Below are 20687 nucleotides of genomic sequence, written 5' to 3'. Positions count from 1 at the left end.
ACTGTTAAGGCTTTTGTCACATGCCTTTGAAGCCCTTGCCCACCTGATAGATCTCCCGTGAACGTGAACGGGATGCCGCAGGCTTGCGCGATTGTACCGAGTTAAAACTTGTACGCATGTCCTGCAATAAGGTATCAAAACCTTCTCCCTGAAATACTTTGGCAACAAAAACGCCGCCAGGTTTCAACACCTGCCGCGCCATATCCAATGCCAGCTCCACTAAATACATAGATTGTGGCTGATCAACGGCTGCCATACCGGACATATTGGGGGCCATATCTGAAATTACAAGGTCTACAGGCTTATCCCCCAATAATTCCATAATAGAATCAAACACTTGCTCATCAGTGAAATCGCCCTGTACAAAATCCACTCCGGCCAGGTTGTCCATTGGCAAGATATCGGAGGCTACTACCCGCCCCTTGTCACCCACCAATTGCGCCGCCACCTGCGACCAGCCACCGGGCGCGCTACCCAGATCGACCACTGTCATACCGGGCCTGATCAATTTGTCTTTTTCGTTTAATTCCAACAACTTATAGCAAGCACGGGAGCGATAGCCCTCGCGCTGGGCACGCAATACGTACTCATCACTAAAATGCTCTTTCATCCAGCCTTTGCTGGTACTACCTTTCTTCGCCATCGATGATTGGTTTCCAAAATAGACAATTACTAAAACGGGGTTAGCATAAAAATAGCGAGTAAGGCTTTCACCAATAGACTGGGCGCTATAAACTACGCGCCCTTTTTACCAGATACGGCTGCAATTCGCATTATGGAACTTTCCAACTCTCGCAAAAAAGAACTTCGCGCTATTGGTCATAATTTAAACCCTGTGGTGATGATTGCCGAAAAAGGGTTGACCGAAACCATCGATAAAGAAATTGAGCGGGCACTGGAGGATCATGAGCTGATAAAAATCAAAATCAATATTAACGATCCAGCGATACGTAAACAATTTGCCGAACAAATTTGCCAACAACACCGGGCCGCACTGGTACAGGCTATTGGCAAAATGGCGCTGATTTGTCGCCAAGCCAAAAAACCCAACGCCAAACTCTCTAACTTATTGCGCCCAGCTTAATCAACCGGGACTGCTCGCCACTGCTGTAAACGGCCCAAGCTCGGCAATAGCGAATAGCCCAACACTTTCGACCATTTTTTGGCATCATTTTTTAACTGCCCAACACTAATTGTGTTGGCTTTTTTACCCGCCAGCACAACCCAATTACCTTCAATAGTTGAACACGTTCTTACATCAGCAAATAATCGGGTCAGGGTATCCATCATCTCTTGCTCGCCGCGATGATGGCGCCAACAATTTAATACCAGCCAACCATCATCTTCTAGTTGTTGATAACACGCTTCGATAAACCAAGGCTGGGTTTGCTGTAAATCCAAACCCTCGGCATCATAGATATCACCAAACAATACATCGACTTTTTCACCCTCATGGGTTTCTAAAAATTCACTGGCGTCATCAACTACAATCGACAGGCGCGAACTGCGAGGCAATTGAAAAAAACGCTGTGCAATTTTCACTACATGGGGTCGCAGCTCTACTGCGGTAATATTTATATCGGGTAAATACTGATGCAAAGTCGTCACCAGACAACCACCGCCTAAACCTAGCAACGTTAGCCGACGCGGTTGAATGAATAACAACACCAATAACATCGCCTGGCTGTAGTCGTGCTGTAATAAAAAGGGATTGGATTTTAAAGAACAGCTTTGTTCATCGCCTGCGCCAAACGCCAAATAGCGTTTATTACCATCATCAAAAACAATTAACGGGCCGAACTCATCGTGATGATGATAAATTTCTCTGCCTAGCGACATAGCGTATTAATCAGCTCAGTTCTGACTGCAAAAACGCCAGCGTGCGCTCGAATGCGCCCTCTTCCACATTCATCACAGCGGCATTAAAATCGGTTACGCCGATATCACGTAGCTGTTGGATTTTTTTTCGTAAAGCCGTTTCATCGCCTAACAACGCAACCCCTGACGGGCCTTCCGAACCTTCTTTATCCAGCATTGCACGATAGGAGGGTAGGTTGCCGTAAACAGCCAATGCCTTGTCTATTTTTGCTTTTGCCGCATCGACATCACTGGTCAACACGATAGGCAAACCGGCGACAACACGAGGCGCGGCTCTACCTGCGTCGTTTGTTGCAGCAGTAATCGTCGGAATAATATGTTTTTCCAAAGTATCAACACCGGTCATCCAGGTTGAAGTCCCTGCTGTCATCTGTCCGGCAAGCTTTAACATTACCGGCCCTAATGCAGCCACAATAACCGGGATCTCAAATTTGTCGGCTACATCCAATTGGCAGTGAACATTGTATTGCTCGCCCTGATAGCTAACGTTTTCACCCTTCAATAACGGTATTAACACATCCAGATATTCGCGCATATGCTTGGCCGGTTTGTCATAAGACATGCCCAGCATATTTTCGATGACAATCTTGTGTGACAGACCAATACCCAAAGCAAAACGACCGTTACTCATCGCTGCCGTTGTCATCGCTTGCTGGGCCATCGCCATCGGGTGGCGTGGATAAGTCGGTATGACAGCTGTGCCAACACCAAGCGTTGTCGTCTCACGCCCAACAGCAGCCATCATCGTCATCGCGTCATAACCGAAAATATTCGCCATCCATACGTTATCAAACCCCAATTGCTCTACACGCTTGGAAAAATTAATAGCGCTAACTAATGAATTATCTTTTTCGGTACCCGCACCAACCATAAATCCGATTCGCATATTAATCTCCAGCATCACATTCAATTTAAGAGGTTTTCAATGGCGGCAAGTCTACCTCATCTTTTTGGACGATGTGGCGTTTTCTTGGCGAAGCTATAGTTAGAATATCCAGCAGGAGAAATAAATGGCCAATTTTCTTTGGTTCTCGAAGTTACATAGCCGTATCTATCAAGCCACCGATGGCAGAATTGGCGCAACACTCTGGCACCCAATGGTGCTAATGCATACCATCGGCGCCAAAAGCAATTGCATCCGTACAGTACCCGTCCAATATTATCCCTTAGCTGATAATGGCATTATCATCATCGCCTCAAATAATGGCCAAATCAAACCACCAGCCTGGTGGTTTAATCTTCAAGCCAATCCCACGTTTAATATTCAAGTAGGCAGAGAGAAACGGAGGGTAACAGCAGAGCAATTGAGCGCACAAAAACGTGCAGAAATATGGCCGCAAATTCGAAAACTAAATTCTGCGGTAGATCGCTATAAAGAAAAATCTGGTAGGAACATACCCGTTATTTTATTGCGCACTCTCGCCACAGTGGCGCCGTAACAAGAAGGGGAAGTTAATCCCCCGATAGCGCGTTCCGATCTTACAGGGAAGGAATATGCGCCAAGTCAATTGGCAGCTCTGCCCGTCCATAACGCTGGGCGCGATCAGTCAATGTCGCTTCTGCTTCTTCAACACCGATCATAATAATAAAACGCTTTTCGCGAATGCCTTCCAGGGTAAAGCGCGCCAGCTCATCCAGGTCCTGGAATTCCAACTCCATCCCTGCAGCATTGGCTGCCGCTTTAAAATCTTCAATCGATGGCACTGGTGCATAGGCTTTTTCCCGCGCCAGTTCTTTTGGCCTATTGCGGTCGGTGGTCCATATTCCCGTCGCTAACAGCCCGCCTGAGGGGTAAAAAATAGAGGCCGATAATTTAGTGTTTTCGCTAGCCAACTGCGCGCCCAAACACTCAGTAATAATAGAAACAGAGGCTTTACTGGAGGCATACACCGACTGATAAGGTAGCGGCGAGATTCCGCCATCACCAGAGGAGGTATTAATGACATGACCTTCTTCGCCGGAGGCAATCATCCGCGGCACAAAGGCTTGAATACCATGCACAACCCCCATCACATTAACCCCGAACACCCACTTCCAATCGTTGACCGTGGTTTCCCAGATATTGGCATTAGGGGCTGCCACACCGGCATTATTGAATAACAAATGGCAAGCGCCGTGATCAGCAAACACTTTGACTGCTAACGCTTCTACTGAGTCAGCGCTAGACACATCGGTAACGACACCCGACACCTCTCCTAACGCAGAAAATTCGGCCAAGGCTTTGTCCAAGGCACCCTGCTCAACATCGGCAACGACAACTTTGGCACCCTCACCCAGTAACTGCCTTACCAGCGCCGCGCCAATGCCACTGGCACCACCCGTCACTACCGCAATTTTTCCAGTAAGATTTTGCATACACACCCTCTTGGTTATTCAATAGCAGGAATAACCCAATCATAAGCGGGGATAAAGTGATTGCCAGTTAAATTGACTTAATGATTACCGCAACATTACTGTCTAACCAAGGGATAGGCTGATTATGCTTGATGTAATTCCGCGATTATTTTCGCTAGTTCTAAATGCCGCCTGGCTTCATCCACATGCATACCCTCGACTAATTTACCGTCAACCACCACCACACCTTTACCCTCAGCTTCAGCGACTTGCCAGGCAGTAATTATTTTTTCTGCACGGACAATATCAGCCTTGCTTGGGCCAAACACGTTGTTCGCCGAGGCTAATTGTTTTGGGTGAATCAGCGTTTTACCATCAAAGCCCAAATCACGCCCCTGCTCACAGGCGTTAGCAAAGCCTGCCTCATCGTCTAAATCCAGATAGACCCCATCGAGGATTTCTTTACCATTGGCTCTGGCTGCTAATACGCACGCTGACAAAGCAAACTGCAAACCCAATCGGTCTGGCGTATGCGGGACTCTTAATTCTTTGGCTAAATCCGTTGTCCCCATCACAATGACTTCAACCCGCGGATCGACCGCAGCAATCTGCTGAATATTTAGCACACCCAATGGCGTTTCGATCATTACCCATAACGGCATATTCGGCGCACCAGCTGCGCTCATAATGGCAAGTGCCGCCTGTGCTTGCTCGGCGGTTTCTACTTTCGGTAAACACACACCATCAGCCCTGGACCCGGCTATCGCCTGGATATCCGCCTCTCCCCAGGAGGTATCAAGGCTGTTGGCACGGATAATTAGTTCGCGCTTACCATAACCACCTGACGCTGCAGCTTTGACTACTTGCTCCCTGGCCCCCACTTTTTTCTCTGGCCCGACTGAATCTTCCAGATCCAATACCACAGTATCAGCGGCCAGACTTTTGGCTTTTTCTAACGCCCGCTGATTGGAACCTGGCATATATAAAACTGAACGTCTGGGTCTAATTGACATAAATTCCTCTAACTGTATTCATTGATAATGATAAAAAAACTTTAAATTGCCGGCATTCTAACACGCCTGACTTGCATTGCTCGGCAGCATAAACCACCACTCACAACGGCGACTCGACCTGATAGTGAATACCCGCGCGCCCTCAACCCCAACCAGTAATTAAAGGGGAAATAAAAACAGGCCTACAATGGAAGTAAAACTTCCGTTAAGCTTAGCGGCTGATACACGCGTCTGACAATCCACTGCGCTCCCATAGAGCCGCACTACGCTATAGGACTCCACCATGAGCACAGTTATAAGCACCCTTACCGATGACGGCATCTTGCATATAGAGTTCAACCGTCCGGAAAAGAAAAATGCCATCACTGTAGATATGTATGCACAAGCTTCCGAAGCCTTTGAACAAGCCAATACCAACCCCAAGGTTCGAGTGATTATTATTTCAGGACGGGGCGATAGTTTTACTGCCGGCAATGATCTGATGGATTTTATTAGCCATACCAGCGATGGCTTGAATAATGGTGTAGTGCGTTTTTTGAACGCCGTACCCAATTGCACCAAACCCATTATAGCCGCCGTGCAGGGCCACGCCGTCGGTATCGGTACGACCTTGCTGCTGCATTGTGACATGGTCTACGCTGACACCACGGCTAAATTCCAACTCCCTTTTGTTAAACTGGCTTTATGTCCTGAATTTGGTTCCAGCTTTTTATTACCCCGGCTTATCGGCCAGCGCCATGCGGCAGCGCTACTCTATACTGGCGCAGCGATCAATGCCGAAACCGCGTTTCAATACGGTCTTATTAATCAGGTTACCGACGACGCTTTAGCTACCGCCCGCGAACAAGCACAAATCATTGCCGCGCTACCCGCTGCCGCCATTCGACTCACCAAAGACTTGCTCACCAACACCGACAAAGCACAGCTAATGTCGATCATTGAAGCCGAAGGAAAAGAGTTTGCCGAATGCATGAAGAGCCCGGAAGCCAAAGAAGCCATGACCGCTTTTATGGAGAAACGTCAGCCAGACTTTAGTCAATTTGACTAAAGTCCGAGCCGGGTAAGGAGAGATAACGCGTCTCTATCTTTGCTGCTAAAGTGTATTAGATTTAGCTTTATATGCAGGCTTGATAGGACAAAGCGATACTTGAGGCACAGACCAAGCCACACAATCACTGATATTCGCTTCTGGGCCAAAGCAGACGCCAAACATGCTGCAAATCAAAACGTCTTTTATATACTTAATAACCGTTTTTAATAAACGTTGAATCTATCGATTCGTCTCCATCAATATCGACATCCAGCTGATAATCATTGTCACCAAGGGGACTAATCGTGATGGTAGATCCGTGGGGGTCAGTGACGATAATAGTGCCGCCATTCGGCCTACGATTATCGTCAACGGTAACGGTGTCAGTGATGCTAACGCTGACAATTTGATCATATGCAATATAACTACCGGTACCTGAAATGCCTTTTATACCATCAGTATTAGTACCGTAGACATTTATGTTGGAAAAACTATCGAAAACACCAAAACTAATTTCATCGCTAGTGAAATGAACCTGCTGGTCTGAAGCGGCGATTTCCGTTAGTGTAAACTGGTAATTAGTTGCATATAGAGAATTGTTGTTTGGACTACTTAAGTAAATAGAGCCTTCAAAGGTGATTTCGTAGTCCGCAGTGTTGAAATTACCTGTTTGATTTACTACTTCAAAATCTATGGAGCCTGAATAACGCTGAGTATCAGGGTAGGAACAGTCATTCCAGGAACCTATAATTTTGTCACCCGTAGCCAATTCCCCAGCGTACACACTGTCACTGTCAGCGAAATTAAAATCAAATTCGGTATCACCCCAATTTTGGCAATTGACTGTGTAGAGTTCGTAATTTCCAGCATAGGCATCGGCTGCATTATTAACAAATAGCTTAAATTGGTTCACGTTACTTTGGATCATGTAGTGCATACCTTCTGCAAACTCCAAAGCGTCTTCGCTGATATAGGACGCATTATTAACGGTAATGGCATCCAGCGGTGCGGTAAAATTATATACTGAGGAGATGATGCTATCTTCGTAAATACTATCACCATCGAGATCCATTTCGATTTCCACGCTAGAAGAATTGATAGACAATAAAATGGAACTATTATTATCCCCCTCGATAACAATAGTTCCAGCGGTAACATTCTCGCCTGACCGTTGTTCAAGAGCATCAACAATAGTGAACTTTATGTCACCACCAACAGAGCTATTAATAAACCCCTCCCCTGCTATCGATTGTGAACCAGTACCACTACTATTGATGGTAATACTAAAATTTTTCAAAATGCTCGCAAGGCCACTTTGAATACGGACATCGTTACCTGAAGAAGTCGCGGAATAAGCTGGGTAACTCATGGTATTAACGGAAGAAGTTAGGCTTCCATCAACTTGAAAACTCTGGTTGTAATCATAAGACGCTGAAAAATTAATAAGACTGTAGTCAATATCGAGAATATATTGACCGCTAAAAAAATCACCAGAGAATTCATTCACCTCAAAATTAAATCCACCATTGAAAGTAAAACCGCTAACATCATGACAGTTGTTCCATGACGACTCCAAGCTATCACCATCTTGTAGCTGCCCATTGAATAGTTCGCTTATATCAACAAGGAAATAGGACAACGAGCTATATCCACCATGAGCACAATCTGTACGCATCGGCCCAAATTGCTGTTGATTGGAATTGCTCGGTGAACTGGAACTTAAGCCTTTGGCAAAACCACTAACAAAGCCCGTTGAAAAATCGTTCAAGTTTAGGGTGGCCAGTACAGAATTGTATGTTGTGCTAGCAACCTGGTAGACATCCTTCTCTTCAAAACGAGCAGTGGGCACCAAGGGGTCAGGTAATATTGGCGTTTGATCAGAGGTGACCTCATTGGAGGGTGAAATATTACCGCCACCGCCACCGCCACCGCCACAGGCTGTCACAAATAAAACGGTTGACACAGTTACAATATTTTTTATAAGCACTGAAGAGAATTCCTTAAAATTTTTATTCTTTATATTTCCTAATATCATAACAAACACAATAGTTATGTCGATATTTTTATAGTACAGATTTAAAGAGTAATATAAGAGAATGCGATCTAGACAATGAGAGGCTCATTGAATGCTGGCGACGGCAAAGCTTAAGAAGTAAGTAGCCAAGTCTCACCAAAGTCAGCTAGCGAGCAGAGGCACTATAAACAACAATATTCGCTTCAGCAGCTTAAATGAGCGGCTATTACTCTTTTTTTGCAACAACCGGATGCAGCATAGCAGGGAGAGTTATGTCGAAAGGACCGCTTGGAGTCAAACTCCGACAAAACCTAAACTTTATCTTACATATAAACTAAATCACCGCTATCAATTAAAATAACCATCAAAACTAACACTTTCACTATTTCTCACTTCGGGAGTTTCGTGCGAGCAGAGAACTCACTTTTTACGTCATTCCGTAAGGGGGAGGAGTCCACAGATCGCGCAGGCGGGAATCTTTATGCGATTAAATATACTAACGTAGCTATAAAAATGCAGACTGGAATCGTAGAGTTGTTAAAAAATTAAACTGGAATTCATGACCCTTACTTTGTAGCTCTGGATTCCCACCTACGTGGAAGTGACCGGCTAAAGAATATCCTTTGTGGTAGTGGGTTCAATGGATCTTCGCAATACAGGCATTTAATCGATCAGCTGTCATTTTACAAACCAATGTATTCTAGTCTCAGATCAAGCTGAACTAATACCGCATGCAATTAAATCACCACTAAATGATTAGGCAGCTCATTTTTCTCAGCAGTAGCTGGCGCATGCTCTGCTAACAACTTACCGCAGGCGTTAATACACTCAATAAACCCCTGCTGAGTATTACCTTGCTTAACACTGGCAATAAAATCATCCACAATCACTTGCCACTGCTCCGCACTAACATGCTGATCAATGCCACGATCCGCCAAAATTTCAACATACTGCTCGGCTTCCGAAACAAAAATCAGTACGCCACAATCCTGATTGGTGTGATGCAAGTTGTTTTCCAAAAACTGCCGCCGCGCCAAATTTGATGCTCGCCAATAACGCACCGAGGCGGGAATAATTCGAAACAGTATAAATGGCAAACGCAACACCAACGCCAGTATAAAAAACACCGACAGCTGCACTAACAGAATTTCCAAGGTGCCCAGCCACATACCGGATAACCAAACCACACCCGGCGCTAATAACGCCAACACTGCCGCCCATAATGTTGGGATATATCGATAGTCATCTGCTTGGCGGGCTAATACCGTCACCAATTCGGCATCGGTATGTTGCTCTACCGCATTAATAGCGTCACTGATCGCCTGTAATTCTTGTTCTTTTAATAATTTCATTACCATCCCCCCGAGGCGCCGCCGCCGCCGAAGCCACCGCCTCCGCCACCAAAACCGCCGCCAAAACTACCACCGCCACGACCACCAAAGCCACCGCCCAAGCCACCACCATAGTAACCAGAACCATGGCCGCGTCGGCCGAGCCGACTACCGGGAGACATCATCCCAAAAAATGGCCCCATAAATATCGCCAGCAGCAATAAAGCTAAATACGCTTTGCTAACAGTTTGTTTCCGGGAACTAGATTTTTTCATTACATACTGGCCGCCCAATGCCTCAATGACGGCACTGGTACCATCTACAATACCGCTTTGAAATTGACGCTGCTTAAATGCCGGCAGAATAATGCTATTGATGATATTAGCGCTAATAGCATCCGTTAGTTCACCTTCAAGGCCGTAACCCACTTCAATCCGTACTTTGCGTTCAGCTTTAGCCACAATTAACAGCACACCATTATTTTTATCTTTCTGGCCAATCCCCCACTCGCGTCCTAACTGATAACTGAACTCTTCTATGCTATAGCCTTGCAAATCAGCCAACGTGACCACTACCAGTTGATTGCTGCTGGCATTTTCATGGGCTTGTAACTGCTGAGTGAGTTGCACCTCAGCATCACTGCTCAAATAATTAGCCTGGTCAACCACCCGACCAGTCAGTTTTGGAAAATCAGGCGCAGCGTAAGCTGAAGCAAACCAACACAGCAATAATAGCGCGACAGCACATTGACGCACGATCAAAACGCCACCTCAGGCGCAGCTTCAGCACCGGCGGTGGTGGCTTCAAACGTTTCGCGAATAGGCATATCGCTATACATCAGGGAATGCCATATTTTGCCGGGGAAGGTACGAATTTCGGTATTATAAATTTCAACAGCGCCAATATAATCGCGACGCGCTACACTAATTCTGTTTTCAGTACCTTCAAGTTGTGACTGCAGCGCCAAGAAATTTTGATTGGATTTTAAATCAGGGTAACGCTCTGCCACTACCATCAGTCGATTTAAAGCACTACCCAACTGGCCCTGCGCCTGTTCAAATTTCGCCAATGCGGCAGGGTCATTCAAAATATCTTTAGACACTTGCATCGATGACACTTTCGAGCGGGCCTCAGTCACCGCTACCAGTGTTTCTTTTTCCTGGGCAGCGTAGCCTTTGACGGTCGCTACTAAATTGGGAATTAAATCAGCACGGCGTTGATATTGATTCTGAACCTGGGCCCAGCTGGATTTTACTTTTTCATCGTTGGTGGGAATATTATTGATGCCACATCCTGACAACAACAAACAGTAAGCCAACAACAAAACACTGAATATAAACGGTGAACGCCTTGCCATGATATGAAACCCCGAGTGGTGATTAATTTATCAGGGAAGTGTAGCACGATATCAACTGCAATCGTCAGCCTGCCACCATTGTTGCAGTTGATCGACCACCCAAACTGGCTGATCGAGGGTGAGATCATGACCGGCCAGATTATTTAATGCCAATGGCCAGGCGTAACGTTCAGCAATTTTTTTGCTGCATTCACTCGATACCATACCGTCATTGCTACTGGCTAACACCAAAACGCTGGTTTTTGGAAAAAAATCAGGAAGGGAAAATCGTGCTGCCGCTATTAACTGTCGAAAAAATGTCACGACACTCACTGGCCGTTGCTGCTGGATAGTTTGCCACTGCATCAATACTTGCTGATCAACACCATGCTGCTGGCTCACAAGCTGTAAAATATTGGCCTCTCGCTGCGCCACTGACTTTGCTAACAGAGTACGGAGCGCAGTTCCTAATGCAGTAAATTTAAATCGCCAGAACGGCGGAAAATTATTCGCACTGGTGTTCATCACCACCACCGCCGCCACCCTCTGATGGTCATGCTGCAACCAGTCCAGCGCCACCATTGCACCCAGTGACAAACCAATAATCCCAAAACCCTGTGCCAACTCCTGATGATGATTTTTCTGTAATTCGAACTGTAGATGGCGACGTATTTTGGTAATGGATAACGGCGACTGCTGATGGTGATAAATTCCACAACCCGGCAGGTCGAGCGTAATAAACTGCTTATCAGGAAACCGATGACGGCAGAGGTTGAGAAACTCACCCCAGTGTTGCTGCTCACGGGATAATCCGCGTAATAACACCCAGGTTTTAATATTGGCTAACACTGTTTTCATACCTCAGCTAACAGCAACATTGAAATAACAATGAAGTAACCGTAGCACCACGATCATTGCCTGAGCCCTGTTAATACCAAAGCGACAGTGCTTGCTGCCGAAGTTGCTCACGTGACGATGGCTTGCTTATCTTTGGTAGCCACTGCTCATGCGCTCTGGCAGCGCGGATAAAAAACTCTAACAGGATGGTATGACGGCGCAACACACGCTGGGTACGATGAGGTTTCACCGGGTTAAATAACCCCACCGCGCTTAATAACTGGCTGGGATTTTTTTTCACCCAATTCCAGGACCCCATTTCCAATGTTAACGGTAAGAACACCTGACCATTTTGGGCATGGTTCAAATAGAGGTAATCCCATAAATCGCCATGGGCTAAATACTGTCTGGATTGTGGCTCAAACACATAATCCAGATTCGGATAGGTACTCTCAAGCAAATCATAAAGCGCATAAATTTCTGGCAAATTTTCAATGGGCCGATAACTGCTAGCCAGAGGAAACCACAGCCGATCAAAAAAGCCGTAACCAGAATGAACATCCAGGGAAAGTGTAAAAGGGGAATGTTGTAACTGGGATGTTAATGCCTGACATAAAGCTTGCGCTTCTGGTTCCATCGGCGCTTCTTTTTTACCACGGTACCACGGCAGTATCGACGTTAATCGATGACCCCCTATAAAAAGCGGCACTCGATGCTCAGCCTCTACCGGTGCATTACGCATTAAATCGACACTGCTGCCATTGGCTCGGGTTTGGAGAATCACCCCTACCGGATTAACTAACGGTATAAATAATAACCTGAGATTATCCAACCCATTGATCAAGCTATGGTCCCACTGCAGACGCTGTACCAATGTTTCCATAAACGCCAGCACAACCTGACAACCAATACGCTCCACACCGTGGACACCACCAGTAAACACCAGGACTGGCGCGTCTAAAGCTTCACTGCCTAAATAACAGGCATACACCGGCAATTCCACATCATGATAGCTAACTGTGGTTAATACCTCACTGCGCAATACCGGTGAGGCGCGATTAATCAACTGTTCTAGTTGATGCAGCTCAGGTAATAGAGATTGATAATTAATAGTAATCGCAGCTCACCTTAACTGGTAGACAACTGTAGAATCGATAATCAATTTTGATCCAGGTAACGTTTACGTTTATTGGCTTTTACTTTCGTGAGATCCACCACAATCAAACCATCCACACAATCAGCAAAATCATGATCTACATTAAAGGCAGAAAAGGTAGCACCACCCGGCTCACAAAGCTCAGTGTATTGCTTATATAAAGTAGGCACCGCTAAATCCATTTGCGTTAGTTTTTCTTTGAGCACTTTAAATTCAGTAGCGTAATCATCGCCCGAGAACATCTCGGCCAGTTCAAGGTTATTGCATTCAGAATTCATCAGGTAAGGGTTTTTTGCGCTAGCCAATGGCTCATCACTACCAAAATGCATGGCGTAAAAACAAATCAACAGATCTTTGGCTTTATCCGGGTAATCATGACTAATGCTAACCGGTCCAAACAAATAGCGAATATCCGGGTATCTTTTCAGATAGGCTCCTATGCCATACCATAAATAATCGAGGCTGCGCATACCCCAGAACTTCGGCTGTACAAAACTGCGACCCAGCTCCAGGCCATTAGCAAAATAGCGATTAAAACCTGGCTCAAAATTAAAAAGCGTTTGTGTATATAGTTTTTTACTCTCTTGACTAGCAAGCAACTGCTGACTTTGTGCCATCCGATAGGCGCCGACAATTTCCAATTCCTGATCGTCCCACAACACCAGGTGATCATAGTAGCTATCATAAATATCGATATCGCGCCGACGGCCGGTACCCTCCTTTACCGCACGAAAGGTCAGCTCTCGCAAGCGGCCAATTTCACGCATAATCACTGAACTGGTTTTATAGTGAAATAAATATATGGATTTACCATCAGCAGTAGCACCCAGCAATTCGCACTGGCCAATTTCCCGTTTTAATAATTGTCTGTTCTCTGGGTGCGCAACGGCCTCAAACTCGGTCACAAACCCTAATTGCGGTTTATTTTTTTTGGGTAGCCGATAGGTATTTTTCTTAAATAACTTGGCGACTGCGTCGGGCTTTAACCCAAGGCCTTGATACTGTTCAGGGTAAACCAAATGCCCTACGCTAATATCGACATGGTTTTTAGCGTGCTTGAACATCTCCCTAATCAACCACAGGGTTGAAATAGGCTTGGCTAATATAGACAAGCTATAAAAGAAAATAGAATTTCTGCCATCGACAAATACCGGTAAAATCGGCGCCTGCCGGCTTTTAGCAAAACGCAGGAAACCACTATTCCAACGCCCATCCTTGATCCCCGTCGGGCTCATTCTTGACACTTCCCCAGCGGGGAAAATAATGACTGCCCCTTCTGCGGCCAAATGATCTTTTATCGCCCTCAGCTGCACTTTGCCACTGCGGCCATTCATATTATCGACAGGCAGTAACAATGAGCGCAGAGGGTCCAACGCGTATAAAATTTCGTTAGCAACCGCTTTTACATCCGGTCTAATCTCACCAATCATTTTCAATAATGCCAAACCATCTAAACTACCAATCGGGTGGTTGGCGACTATCACCACTCTGCCGTGAGTGGGGATTCGCTCCTGCTCGCTAGCTTTAACCCGGTAAGAAAAATCAAAATAAGCGAGCGCCTGCTCAACAAAATCGAAACCTTCAACGTGGGGATAGGTTTCTCCAAATTGCTGAAATTCGCGCTCATGAAACAGGTAACGCATAAATTTGAGTAAGGTTTTACCCAATAGAGGTTGCCGCTCAGACAAACCCGGCAGTTTTTGTTCCAATACTGATTCAATGCTAATCATTGCTCTCTTCCTTCAACATTCAGCTACGCAGCTTTGCCTAATGACCACTGTTGCTGATCGATCATGTTTTCAATATCACGCCAATGCATCAGTTCTAAGCGGCCATCATTATGCTCAACCAGCGCCGAGCAGGTTTCAGTCCAATCGCCGTCATTGCAATACATAATCCCATCAATCTCCCGCAGATTGGCCTGATGAATATGCCCACAAACCACACCATCCAAATGCCGCTGCCTTGCTTCCATCGCCGCAGCCTGCTCAAACGCCTCGATGGTTGCTCGCGCCTGTGAAATATTCGTTTTTAGATAGCTGGCCAACGACCAAAAGGGCAGCCCAAAAATACTGCGCAAGCGATGAAACCACCGATTGAGAAACACCATAAGGTCGTATGCAGGATCACCAATGAGTCGATTCATCGCACGGTAAAGAACTGCATGATCAAATTCATCACCATGTACCACTAATAATTTCTTACCATCGACCGTAGTGTGAATAAACTGCCGGTGTAGCTGAACATTTAGCAGCAGGCCCTGATCAAAATGCCGCATGGGCATGTCGTGATTGCCGGGGATATAAACGATCTCGGTGTGCTGCTGTTGCGCCATACAGTAAAGTTGCTTAACCACATCGCTATGCTCTTGCGGCCAAAAGACTTTGCGTTTCATTGCTAACATATCGAATATATCGCCGACCAGATAAAGCCGCTCGCATTCGATGTGGTTTAAGAAGTGAAGAAGATAGGCCGCGTGACAGTCACGACTACCAAGATGAATGTCTGATAACCATAAAGTCTTAAAAAAGACTTTTGATGAACTACCGACAGGGGCGTTGCTCGTTTCCATGAGCACAAGGTAAATGTAAATTATTGCAGATATATGAACTTATAAGGAAAGCTTTGTGACAATTCAATAGGAGCTGGCAGATCCGTTTAGAGTAAATCGACTGCTGTTCGGTCACCGGTATGAAACACAGCAATTAAGGAAAAATGCATGAAGCCATCACAAGTAGTAAGGTAATCACGAATCCAAAACCGCATTGTTTCCCGATCGATAGCTACCATAGCAGGTAGCTCACACCGCACAGTACGTTGGGAATCATTGGATTTGGCTTCATCCGTCAAGGCAATACTGAGCAAACCACGCTGTGCATTCCACTCGAATATCATATACATCGACTCGTCGCTAATATTTAACGGAACAATTTCAACAGCTTTCTCAATACTGTCGTTTACCGCCTGCTGAGCGAGCACTTCATCCTGTTGCAAATAGCTTGCTGCAACAATAATGGGGCCATCGGTTGTACCTTCAGGCAGTTGTTGCCAGACTAGCGACATAAAACACTCCCTAATAAAATCATAGATAGTAAAACCATAGATAGAAAATCAGTAGCTTAATTAGCTACCACGTCAACAAAGTACTCATCGACGCCGTTGATTTTCTCACGCACCAAACCATGTACATCGGTTTCAAAACCAGGGAAACGGGTATTAAATTCGCGCACAAATTTCAGATAGCTAACAATAACTTTATTGTAGTGCTCTCCGGGAATCAGCAGTGGAATACCTGGCGGATAAGGCGTCACCAGCATGGCGGTGATACGTCCTTCGAGATCATCAATGGACACACGCTCTACTTGTCGGTGGGCCATTTTTGCCCAGGCATCGGCAGGGGTTAATGAGGGAATAAAATCCGACAAATACATTTCTGTGGTTATTCTGGCGACATCAAACTCGCGATAAACCTGATGTATAGCCGTACATAAGTCCTTCAACCCAACTTTTTCATAGCGTGGAAATTTTTTCGCAAACTCAGGCATAACCCGCCACATCGGCAAGTTTTGATCATAATCATCCTTGAACTGCTGCAACTCGGTCACCATAGAATTCCAGCGACCTTTGGTGATACCAATAGTGAACATAATGAAAAAGGAATACAGCCCGGTTTTTTCAATAATGATTCCGTGCTCCGCCAAATACTTGCTGACGATAGTCGCCGGAATACCCATTTCATCGAACTCACCGGCTAAATTTAATCCGGGCGTGATGATAGTGGCTTTTATTGGGTCCAACATATTAAAGCCGGTTTCAATTTCGCCAAATCCATGCCAGGTATCTTCGGTTTTAATCACCCAATCATCCCGATCACCGATACCTTCATCAACAATATCGTCCGGGCCCCACACCTGGAACCACCAATCATCACCAAACTCTTCATCGACTTTGCGCATGGCGCGACGAAAATCCAACGCTTCCAGAATAGACTCTTCAACCAAGGCATTACCGCCCGGATGCTCCATCATCGCCGCGGCCACATCACAGGAAGCAATAATCGAGTACTGAGGGCTGGTAGAGCTATGCATTAAATACGACTCATTAAATCGATGCGTATCCAGTTTTCGCGTAGCACTGTCCTGCACTAAAATTTGCGAAGCCTGCGACAAGCCCGCCAACATTTTATGGGTTGATTGAGTGGCAAACACTACAGGGTCCTCTGAGCGAGGACGCCCTTCACCGATAGCATGCATATTTTTATAAAACGGATGAAAAGCTGCATGAGGTAACCACGCCTCATCAAAATGCAAGGTATCTATAGTCGAGCCCAGCATACTTTTGATTTCTTCAACGTTGTAGACAATCCCATCATAGGTACTTTGGGTAATGGTAAGAATACGCGGTTTTTTATTAACGGCATTCTTGGCGAACGGATTCGCTTCAATCTTGCGCTGAATCGTCTCAGGGCTAAATTCACTTTTAGAAATAGGGCCAATAATGCCGTAGTGATTGCGGGTTGGCATCAGGAAAACCGGAATCGCCCCCGTCATAATAATCGAGTGTAAAATTGATTTATGACAGTTACGGTCAACCACCACCACATCGCCCGGCGCAACCGTAGAATGCCATACCACTTTATTAGAAGTAGATGTGCCATTGGTTACAAAAAACAAATGGTCACAACCAAATATGCGGGCAGCGTTATTTTCACTATCGGCTACTGGTCCAGTATGATCCAGTAATTGGCCTAGCTCATCCACCGAATTACACACATCGGCCCGTAACATATTTTCCCCAAAAAACTGGTGGAACATTTGCCCTACCGGACTTTTTAGAAAGGCCACCCCACCAGAGTGGCCCGGGCAGTGCCAGGAATAAGAACTGTCGCTGGCATAATCCATTAGCGCATTGAAGAATGGCGGGGCTAAAGAATCCAGATACTTTTTCGCCTCGCGAATAATGTGGCGAGCAACAAACTCAGGGGTATCTTCAAACATATGAATAAAGCCGTGTAACTCACGCAGAATATCGTTGGGGATATGTCGTGAAGTACGGGTTTCACCATACAGAAAAATCGGAATATCAATATTACGCCGACGCACCTCACTGATGAATTTTCGTACTGCCAGTAAGGCTTGCGACTCAGCCTCATCCTCAACCGAATCCAACTCTTCATCATCAATCGACACAATAAAGCACGATGCACGGCTGGACTGCTGGGCAAATGAGCTTAGATCGCCATAACTGGTAAACCCAACAACTTCCACCCCTTCCTGGCCTATAGCCTCCGCCAAGTCACGGATTCCTGAACCTGAGATATTTTCTGAGCGAAAGTCTTCATCAATAATGACAATGGGGAAACGAAATTTCATAGTGCCTGGTTCTCAAGGTATGAGGTGAATGTATCCAATCTCCGAGTGGGGATTACTGTTTAGCTCAAGGAATTTGGCAGTGGATTATAGAAGATTTAGTGCAGATAAACAGCAGCAGATACCAAGACCAAGGAATAAAGGAGCACCCAACAAGGCGTCTGGTCAGTTCGACAGGATTGGACTTGCAGAGCCTTAAGGCAGCTCAGGTCGCTTAGTAGGGTAACGCGCTATGTACTTCGTTGCTCATAGCTAGCGCATTTTTCAGCGTAAGGCTCAGGGATATTGCCCCCCTAACTTGGTGTTTATGGCAGTTGACAACCCCCATTGATAGTAGCAAGTTTTACCCAAGCTCTAAATATTCTGATTAGCCAGGCTGTCCCCGGAATGCCGGAAACATTTATACAAGGGCTCTAAACCTTTAATCCCTAATTATTGTTCAATACTGCAAGCACTAAAGCCCAGAACTCTGAAAAATCGTTTACTACAACGTCGGGTTTATAGGGGTGTGATTCTGTCCCTGGAAAGATTTTTTCTAGCCAGGGAAGATCCCATTGTGCACCATTAAAAAAAACACTGGTTTGCCCCGCGCGTTTGGCAGCGATGGTATCGGTTGTGCTGTCACCCACATACCATATATCTTTGATTGAATTGGCATGCATCATATTGGCGGCGAGAAGTAACTGATCAGGATGTGGCTTTCGTAGTGGCGTGTCATCTCCGCAAATGCTGATATCGAATAAATCCGTCCAGCCGGTGCCATCTACAGCGGATAGCTCATGATCAAAAAATTCTCTATCACGGTTAGTTATAACGCCGACCTTTAGATCCAATGCTCTTAAACCGACGAGCATATTTTTTACCTGCGGCTCAAAAGGCAGAACAGTGCCATAGTGATTGCGATAATGATGAGTAAATATTTTGTGGGCTATTTGCTTCGCTTCTTGATCGCCGCCAAACAGGACTTCGAAGATATCCGTTCTGGAAATTTTTCGATCAGCTTTTACTCTTGGATGAAGTTGCGCATAGCTTTGAACATATTCTACCAATTTGGCATCTTCGGGTGATTTACTCTGATCCGGATTTACCATGCGATCAAGTAAGCCTTTTTCCCTTAGCTCCGGCAACATGTCATCGACAGCGTGGTACATTGCATCCAAGGTATCGACCAAAGTTGCATGCCAATCAAATAATATGGTTTTTGGTGGCGTAAGTTTGGCAACAGAGGGGTGCCAGTCAGGCTCAATTCGGTAAGCTGGAGGTTGCGGAGATTCGAATCTTTCCGGCCGAACTCCCGCGATATTTATATTAAAAGCGCCTGGGACATCAGCTTGGATTCTTGCAAGTAAATCAATGAGCTCATCGAAGCTATTAATAATGGCATCTGGATAGCTATCGGGGGACTCCCGGAAAAGTTGTTTGATATAACCTTTATCCCAGCAAGCACCGTTGTAAAAAACTGAAGTTACACCTGCGTTTTTAGCGGTCACCATGTCCAAATAGCTATCGCCCACATACCAAACCTTGGTGCTCGCGGATTGGTTAATTTTAGCCAGAGCAGCATTAATAACTTCTGGATGAGGCTTGTAATGTGTTACATCATTTGCGCAAGCCGTAGTATCTATCAGTGAACACCAATCACCATCATCTACTGTTTGCAGCTCATGATCTAAAAATTCTCTACTGCGGTTGGTAGCAACCCCTAAACTTATACCTAATCGATTAATAATTGAGAGATATTCGCCGACGCCTTGCTGGAATGGACGAACATGACCAAAGTGGTTACGATAGCATTCATTATACGCTGCGTGTGCTATATTTTTTGCATCGGTATCATCACCAAATATTGCGTTAAAAATATCGGTTCTCGAAACCCTTCTTTCAGCTAATATCTTCGGGTGAAGATTTCTAAATATACGTATATAACGAACTAACTTAACGTCGTCTTTAGATGAACACTGCTTTTCAGGTATTAACCGATCTACCAAATCCAAATCTTCTAACAAAGGAAGCATTTCTTCCATTGCTTCGAACATGGCATCCTGCGTATCTACCAAGGTGCCGTGCCAATCAAAAAGTATGACATCTGGCCGGGGAAGCATGAGCGCACTATTTCGCATACATCTACCTTTTGAATTGAAAAGCTTGCTTCTAGTGTAGCCTTATTAAAGGGGTCAGAGCCCTTTAATTATCAACCCTATTAAAGGGGTCAGAGCCCTTTAATTATCAACCCGATGATCGGCTACGCGCAAGCAGCAAAAATTGCCACACAAGCCTATGCCGAAAAACGACCGATTATTGATGTTGCAGATGAAAATACCGAACTGAGCCGAGCAGAATTAGCGCGACTGCTTGATCCGGAAAAAATGACTGGAGGTGGATGATTAAA

General features: G+C 45.5%; 20 protein-coding genes. 4 read left to right on the top strand and 16 right to left on the bottom strand.

The window, feature by feature from the left end; all coding sequences use genetic code 11:
* Positions 1–16: 16 nt before the first annotated feature.
* Positions 17–643: a 23S rRNA (uridine(2552)-2'-O)-methyltransferase RlmE gene (gene rlmE, locus UNITIG_RS01500; protein WP_101756783.1), complete on the bottom strand. Its 627-nt coding sequence runs from the start codon at positions 641–643 to the stop codon at positions 17–19.
* A 132-nt stretch (positions 644–775) separates the two neighbouring features.
* Between rlmE and UNITIG_RS01495 the strand changes: the two genes are divergently transcribed.
* Positions 776–1084, top strand: a complete 309-nt coding sequence (locus UNITIG_RS01495; RefSeq protein ID WP_101756782.1) for a YhbY family RNA-binding protein — start codon at positions 776–778, stop codon at positions 1082–1084.
* On the opposite strand, the gene UNITIG_RS01490 is transcribed toward UNITIG_RS01495, so the two are convergent.
* Positions 1081–1839 (bottom strand): spermidine synthase, encoded by a 759-nt coding sequence (locus tag UNITIG_RS01490; RefSeq protein WP_101756781.1) that lies wholly within the window; start codon positions 1837–1839, stop codon positions 1081–1083. The genes UNITIG_RS01495 and UNITIG_RS01490 overlap by 4 nt on opposite strands.
* Before the next feature lie 10 nt (positions 1840–1849).
* Complete coding sequence (locus tag UNITIG_RS01485; protein ID WP_159931031.1) at positions 1850–2764, bottom strand: LLM class F420-dependent oxidoreductase; 915 nt, start codon at positions 2762–2764, stop codon at positions 1850–1852.
* Between the two features lie 124 nt (positions 2765–2888).
* On the opposite strand from UNITIG_RS01485, the gene UNITIG_RS01480 reads away from it, so the two are divergent.
* Positions 2889–3317 (top strand): nitroreductase family deazaflavin-dependent oxidoreductase, encoded by a 429-nt coding sequence (locus UNITIG_RS01480; RefSeq protein ID WP_101756779.1) that lies wholly within the window; start codon positions 2889–2891, stop codon positions 3315–3317.
* A gap of 40 nt (positions 3318–3357) precedes the next feature.
* On the opposite strand, the gene UNITIG_RS01475 is transcribed toward UNITIG_RS01480, so the two are convergent.
* Complete coding sequence (locus UNITIG_RS01475; RefSeq protein WP_101756778.1) at positions 3358–4233, bottom strand: SDR family NAD(P)-dependent oxidoreductase; 876 nt, start codon at positions 4231–4233, stop codon at positions 3358–3360.
* Positions 4234–4355: 122 nt separating this feature from the next.
* A complete protein-coding gene (locus UNITIG_RS01470; RefSeq protein ID WP_101756777.1) occupies positions 4356–5225 on the bottom strand; it encodes a CoA ester lyase in 870 nt (289 codons plus the stop codon).
* Positions 5226–5508: 283 nt separating this feature from the next.
* Here UNITIG_RS01470 and UNITIG_RS01465 point away from each other — a divergent pair, with 283 nt between their 5' ends.
* Entirely contained in the window at positions 5509–6273 is a 765-nt protein-coding gene (locus UNITIG_RS01465; protein WP_101756776.1) for an enoyl-CoA hydratase, read from the top strand.
* A 193-nt stretch (positions 6274–6466) separates the two neighbouring features.
* On the opposite strand, the gene UNITIG_RS01460 is transcribed toward UNITIG_RS01465, so the two are convergent.
* The 11 genes from UNITIG_RS01460 to UNITIG_RS01410 all read right to left on the bottom strand — a co-directional run bounded on the left by UNITIG_RS01460 (position 6467) and on the right by UNITIG_RS01410 (position 20418).
* Complete coding sequence (locus tag UNITIG_RS01460; RefSeq protein WP_159931029.1) at positions 6467–8218, bottom strand: hypothetical protein; 1752 nt, start codon at positions 8216–8218, stop codon at positions 6467–6469.
* A 788-nt stretch (positions 8219–9006) separates the two neighbouring features.
* Entirely contained in the window at positions 9007–9621 is a 615-nt protein-coding gene (locus tag UNITIG_RS01455) for a TPM domain-containing protein (protein ID WP_101757148.1), read from the bottom strand.
* A complete protein-coding gene (locus UNITIG_RS01450) occupies positions 9621–10355 on the bottom strand; it encodes a YgcG family protein (RefSeq protein ID WP_200821165.1) in 735 nt (244 codons plus the stop codon). The genes UNITIG_RS01455 and UNITIG_RS01450 overlap by 1 nt, the downstream gene beginning before the upstream one ends.
* A 2-nt stretch (positions 10356–10357) precedes the next feature.
* Complete coding sequence (locus tag UNITIG_RS01445; RefSeq protein WP_101756773.1) at positions 10358–10957, bottom strand: LemA family protein; 600 nt, start codon at positions 10955–10957, stop codon at positions 10358–10360.
* A 51-nt stretch (positions 10958–11008) separates the two neighbouring features.
* Positions 11009–11794: an alpha/beta fold hydrolase gene (locus tag UNITIG_RS01440; protein ID WP_101756772.1), complete on the bottom strand. Its 786-nt coding sequence runs from the start codon at positions 11792–11794 to the stop codon at positions 11009–11011.
* A gap of 70 nt (positions 11795–11864) precedes the next feature.
* Positions 11865–12839 (bottom strand): M14 family zinc carboxypeptidase, encoded by a 975-nt coding sequence (locus UNITIG_RS01435; protein WP_200821136.1) that lies wholly within the window; start codon positions 12837–12839, stop codon positions 11865–11867.
* A 92-nt stretch (positions 12840–12931) separates the two neighbouring features.
* Positions 12932–14659, bottom strand: coding sequence for a lysophospholipid acyltransferase family protein (locus UNITIG_RS01430; RefSeq protein WP_101756770.1), 1728 nt, complete (start codon positions 14657–14659; stop codon positions 12932–12934).
* 23 nt (positions 14660–14682) lie between these two features.
* Positions 14683–15501, bottom strand: a complete 819-nt coding sequence (locus tag UNITIG_RS01425; RefSeq protein WP_101756769.1) for a UDP-2,3-diacylglucosamine diphosphatase — start codon at positions 15499–15501, stop codon at positions 14683–14685.
* Positions 15502–15587: 86 nt separating this feature from the next.
* The gene (locus UNITIG_RS01420; RefSeq protein WP_101756768.1) at positions 15588–15992 is read right to left on the bottom strand and encodes a hypothetical protein; all 405 of its coding nucleotides are present in this window, start codon (positions 15990–15992) and stop codon (positions 15588–15590) included.
* 56 nt (positions 15993–16048) lie between these two features.
* On the bottom strand, positions 16049–18301 hold the full coding sequence (locus UNITIG_RS01415) for an arginine/lysine/ornithine decarboxylase (RefSeq protein WP_101756767.1): 2253 nt from the start codon (positions 18299–18301) through the stop codon (positions 16049–16051).
* Between the two features lie 425 nt (positions 18302–18726).
* Positions 18727–20418 carry an HAD family hydrolase gene (locus UNITIG_RS01410; RefSeq protein ID WP_101756766.1) on the bottom strand — a complete coding sequence of 564 codons (1692 nt, stop codon included), beginning with the start codon at positions 20416–20418 and terminating at the stop codon, positions 18727–18729.
* 114 nt (positions 20419–20532) lie between these two features.
* On the opposite strand from UNITIG_RS01410, the gene UNITIG_RS01405 reads away from it, so the two are divergent.
* Positions 20533–20682 carry a hypothetical protein gene (locus UNITIG_RS01405; protein WP_101756765.1) on the top strand — a complete coding sequence of 50 codons (150 nt, stop codon included), beginning with the start codon at positions 20533–20535 and terminating at the stop codon, positions 20680–20682.
* The last annotated feature ends 5 nt before the right edge of the window (positions 20683–20687 follow it).

The organism is Oceanicoccus sp. KOV_DT_Chl (assembly GCF_900120175.1).
Taxonomy (GTDB): Bacteria; Pseudomonadota; Gammaproteobacteria; order Pseudomonadales; family Dasaniaceae; genus Oceanicoccus.
This window is presented reverse-complemented; position numbering and strand designations above follow the sequence as displayed.

What these genes read in the sequence shown, in the direction of transcription:
- rlmE (WP_101756783.1), bottom strand. Translation starts at nt 643, where the DNA reads ATGGCGAAGAAAGGTAGTACCAGCAAAGGCTGGATGAAAGAGCATTTT.
- UNITIG_RS01495 (WP_101756782.1), top strand. Translation starts at nt 776, where the DNA reads ATGGAACTTTCCAACTCTCGCAAAAAAGAACTTCGCGCTATTGGTCAT.
- UNITIG_RS01490 (WP_101756781.1), bottom strand. Translation starts at nt 1,839, where the DNA reads ATGTCGCTAGGCAGAGAAATTTATCATCATCACGATGAGTTCGGCCCG.
- UNITIG_RS01485 (WP_159931031.1), bottom strand. Translation starts at nt 2,764, where the DNA reads ATGCGAATCGGATTTATGGTTGGTGCGGGTACCGAAAAAGATAATTCA.
- UNITIG_RS01480 (WP_101756779.1), top strand. Translation starts at nt 2,889, where the DNA reads ATGGCCAATTTTCTTTGGTTCTCGAAGTTACATAGCCGTATCTATCAA.
- UNITIG_RS01475 (WP_101756778.1), bottom strand. Translation starts at nt 4,233, where the DNA reads ATGCAAAATCTTACTGGAAAAATTGCGGTAGTGACGGGTGGTGCCAGT.
- UNITIG_RS01470 (WP_101756777.1), bottom strand. Translation starts at nt 5,225, where the DNA reads ATGTCAATTAGACCCAGACGTTCAGTTTTATATATGCCAGGTTCCAAT.
- UNITIG_RS01465 (WP_101756776.1), top strand. Translation starts at nt 5,509, where the DNA reads ATGAGCACAGTTATAAGCACCCTTACCGATGACGGCATCTTGCATATA.
- UNITIG_RS01455 (WP_101757148.1), bottom strand. Translation starts at nt 9,621, where the DNA reads ATGAAATTATTAAAAGAACAAGAATTACAGGCGATCAGTGACGCTATT.
- UNITIG_RS01445 (WP_101756773.1), bottom strand. Translation starts at nt 10,957, where the DNA reads ATGGCAAGGCGTTCACCGTTTATATTCAGTGTTTTGTTGTTGGCTTAC.
- UNITIG_RS01440 (WP_101756772.1), bottom strand. Translation starts at nt 11,794, where the DNA reads ATGAAAACAGTGTTAGCCAATATTAAAACCTGGGTGTTATTACGCGGA.
- UNITIG_RS01430 (WP_101756770.1), bottom strand. Translation starts at nt 14,659, where the DNA reads ATGATTAGCATTGAATCAGTATTGGAACAAAAACTGCCGGGTTTGTCT.
- UNITIG_RS01425 (WP_101756769.1), bottom strand. Translation starts at nt 15,501, where the DNA reads ATGGAAACGAGCAACGCCCCTGTCGGTAGTTCATCAAAAGTCTTTTTT.
- UNITIG_RS01420 (WP_101756768.1), bottom strand. Translation starts at nt 15,992, where the DNA reads ATGTCGCTAGTCTGGCAACAACTGCCTGAAGGTACAACCGATGGCCCC.
- UNITIG_RS01415 (WP_101756767.1), bottom strand. Translation starts at nt 18,301, where the DNA reads ATGAAATTTCGTTTCCCCATTGTCATTATTGATGAAGACTTTCGCTCA.
- UNITIG_RS01410 (WP_101756766.1), bottom strand. Translation starts at nt 20,418, where the DNA reads ATGCGAAATAGTGCGCTCATGCTTCCCCGGCCAGATGTCATACTTTTT.
- UNITIG_RS01405 (WP_101756765.1), top strand. Translation starts at nt 20,533, where the DNA reads ATGATCGGCTACGCGCAAGCAGCAAAAATTGCCACACAAGCCTATGCC.